General features: G+C 45.9%; 4 protein-coding genes. All 4 read right to left on the bottom strand.

What is annotated here, in order from left to right; all coding sequences use genetic code 11:
* The coding region (locus WEIDD23_RS04185; protein WP_156469567.1) for a class I SAM-dependent methyltransferase at positions 1-286 on the bottom strand (286 nt) is incomplete at its 3' end.
* Positions 286-657, bottom strand: coding sequence for a ribosome silencing factor (rsfS, locus tag WEIDD23_RS04180; protein ID WP_010373537.1), 372 nt, complete (start codon positions 655-657; stop codon positions 286-288). The genes WEIDD23_RS04185 and rsfS, both read right to left, overlap by 1 nt.
* Positions 657-1,256 (bottom strand): bis(5'-nucleosyl)-tetraphosphatase (symmetrical) YqeK, encoded by a 600-nt coding sequence (yqeK, locus tag WEIDD23_RS04175; RefSeq protein ID WP_029237488.1) that lies wholly within the window; start codon positions 1,254-1,256, stop codon positions 657-659. The genes rsfS and yqeK overlap by 1 nt, the downstream gene beginning before the upstream one ends.
* Positions 1,219-1,884 (bottom strand): nicotinate-nucleotide adenylyltransferase, encoded by a 666-nt coding sequence (locus tag WEIDD23_RS04170; protein WP_010373533.1) that lies wholly within the window; start codon positions 1,882-1,884, stop codon positions 1,219-1,221. The genes yqeK and WEIDD23_RS04170 overlap by 38 nt, the downstream gene beginning before the upstream one ends.
* Positions 1,885-1,889: the final 5 nt, after the last annotated feature.

The following is a 1,889-nucleotide window of genomic DNA, read 5'->3' as shown; positions in this document are numbered from 1 at the left end:
AATCTGACCATTCACGCATATCGCCTTCAATTAGTGGCAACATCATGTCTGCTTCTTGCGCATGTTGTGCTGCCAAAGCCAACATTTCAGTTGATAAATCAAAGACCGTAACGTCTTCGTATCCAGCCTTCTTTAATTGAATGGCCAATCGACCAGCACCACCCGCTAACTCCAATAACTTACCATCTTTGTTCTTAATGAACTTCGTGGCGTATTGGAACCAATCAGCATAAGCATCCTCATCGAACAGGTCATCATACAACTTCGCAAAAGTTTGATAATTCATTAGAACTCTTCCTTAACAATCCATTGGTCAATATCAATTTCAGGTGCAGCGCCCCACAACTTTTCCAAATTGTAGAATTGGCGCATTTCATCCTTGAAGACGTGGACAAACAAGTCACCAAAGTCCATCAAAACCCACTCACCTTCACGACGACCTTCGTGGCGTTGCAACTCGAATCCTGCTTCAGCCATCTTGTCTTCGATTTCATCAACAATCGCCAAAACTTGGCGTTGCGTTGGGGCATCCAAAATAAGGTAGGCATCTGCCACCAAGCTAATTTCGTGAATGTCCAAAGCCATCAAGTTTTCAGCGCGCTTTTGATCAGCGGCCTTAACAGCTACTTCCAACATTTCGTTTACTTTGTTTTCCATTACTTCTCTACACTCCATGCGTTGTAAGTCAAAAGCGTTCCCGGATAAACCGGCACGCGCTTTTCAATGAGGTACGCTAGCGTGTGGCCTGTCTGCCATCCCACACTAGCTGCAAGGTCATCAAACGCCAAAGATCGAACTTCTTCGACCCCTGGAAAATCACGCCCTGCTTCAATATAATCTGCCATATAAATGATTTGGCTCAGCGTCGTCATATAAGGTGCACCTGTTGTGTGCTGACGAATTGCCGTTAGGATATCTTCGTTTTGAATGCCCAGCTCATCCTTGACCATTTCTGCGCCAACGATACCGTGCCAAACGTTATTCCCCCAATTAACCAAATCCGGATCCAATTGCTTTTCCGCAATCTTTGCCAAGAAGTCAGCATCTGAGCGTTCCTTGGCGTAATCGTGCGTCAAAGCTGCCACAGAAGCCAACTCTGCATCAACGTCCCACTTGTCTGCTAGCCGAACTGCCATTTCCTCCACACGTAGGACGTGTTGGAAACGATAATCAGACATAGCAGCTTGTGCGGCTGCGACTAAACTTGCTCGTGACCCGTTATAGTACCGGCCCCGATAAATCATCTCGTTTGTCATCCATGTATAACCCGTTTTCTACAATGTAGGCTGCTACCATATCTGGTAGCAAGTAGCGAACCGACTGCTTGGTCGCAATTCGCTTTCGAATATCCGTTGAACTGATTTCAAGGTTTGGCACCTCAACCCATTTCACGGGATAATCCGATTCTCGTGGTTGTCCTGGTCGATTAACCCCGACAAAATTCACTAACTTCAACAAGTCATCAATGCGATACCATGTTTTCAGATAGGCGACTTCATCACCGCCGATAATGAAATAGTATTCATAATTAGGGTGCTCAACTTTCAATTGCAACATGGTGTTGTACGTATAACTCTTACCACCTCGCTGCACTTCCAGCAGTTCCAAGCCAAAATGACTGTTCCCTGCAATGGCCGCTTGCACCATTTTGGCACGATGCAAGGGATCGATTGCCCCTTTGGGATCAACATGTGGTGGCTTAGCATTTGGCATAAAGTAAACCTTATCTAAGCCAAGCTGTTCAGCGACTTGTTCGCCAATCACCAGATGTCCCAAGTGTGGTGGATTGAACGTGCCACCTAAAATACCAATTTTCTTTGTCTCACCGACAAAACTACGCTCAGCTTGTGCCTGCGTCATTGTCTTCTCGATTGTATTAATCATGCCCG

It is taken from the genome of Weissella sp. DD23 (genome assembly GCF_001579105.1).
GTDB lineage: Bacteria > Bacillota > Bacilli > Lactobacillales > Lactobacillaceae > Weissella > Weissella cibaria.
This window is presented reverse-complemented; position numbering and strand designations above follow the sequence as displayed.

Coding starts and splice junctions, on each gene's coding strand:
- rsfS (WP_010373537.1), bottom strand. CDS start 657: ATGGAAAACAAAGTAAACGAAATGTTGGAAGTAGCTGTTAAGGCCGCT.
- yqeK (WP_029237488.1), bottom strand. CDS start 1,256: ATGACAAACGAGATGATTTATCGGGGCCGGTACTATAACGGGTCACGA.
- WEIDD23_RS04170 (WP_010373533.1), bottom strand. CDS start 1,884: ATGATTAATACAATCGAGAAGACAATGACGCAGGCACAAGCTGAGCGT.